Source organism: Stenotrophomonas sp. A3_2 (genome assembly GCF_036624925.1).
GTDB lineage: Bacteria > Pseudomonadota > Gammaproteobacteria > Xanthomonadales > Xanthomonadaceae > Stenotrophomonas > Stenotrophomonas hibiscicola.
Map to the genome: position 1 here is coordinate 1 of NZ_JAZKVY010000234.1, position 675 is coordinate 675.

The window sequence follows — 675 nt, forward strand, 5'->3', positions numbered from 1 at the left end:
AGGGCATGACCAATGGCAGCAACTGCGTGCGTCTTGCCGGTCCCGCTCTGGCCGAACAGCAGCAGGTTGCCGCCGCTCTCGATCCAGTCGTCACCGGCGGCGAGGGACAAGAGGTGCGGTTTGCGGATGCCGGGGGCTGCGTCGAAATCGAAGGTGGCGAAGGTCTTGCCTGCGGGCAAGCCGGACTGGTCGCGATGTCGCTGGATGCGCCGGGAGGAGCGATCGGCCATCTCGATCTCGAGAAGCGAGGCCAGCAGGTTGGCGGCCGGCCAGCCATCGCGATCGGCGGTGTCGGTGAGGCGCTTCCAGTTGCGGTTGATACTCGGCAGGCGCAAGGCCTTGAGCAGGGTAGGCAGCACGGCGGCGGCCTGGTCCTTGGTGCGGGTCATCAGTACACCTCCCCGCTGGCGATCAAGCTGTTGTAGCTGTGCAGATCGGGAGGCGGGATAGTGACATCGCGCTGCGATCTTGCGGTTGGCAGGAACTCGTCCCTGAGCGCATCGACATCGGGCAAGCGCCCTCTGTCGAGTGCCTCATCGATCCGCCGGGCCAGCACGTCGACACAGTCGCCCCTGGCGGCGATATCGAGCAGCGCGACGGCATCGCGGCAGGCCTGCCGTCCATCGAGTTGGGCATCGAAGGCTTGCCAGGCCCGCCGGTAGGCGTGATCGGGGA

General features: G+C 66.8%; 1 protein-coding gene and 1 pseudogene. Both read right to left on the bottom strand.

Annotation, left to right across the window (positions count from 1 at the left end):
* The coding region (locus R5H29_RS08220; RefSeq protein ID WP_332329054.1) for an ATP-binding protein at positions 1 to 389 on the bottom strand (389 nt) is incomplete at its 3' end.
* Positions 389 to 675: pseudogene (locus tag R5H29_RS08225) on the bottom strand (IS21 family transposase); the annotation flags it as partial. The gene R5H29_RS08220 and the pseudogene R5H29_RS08225, both read right to left, overlap by 1 nt.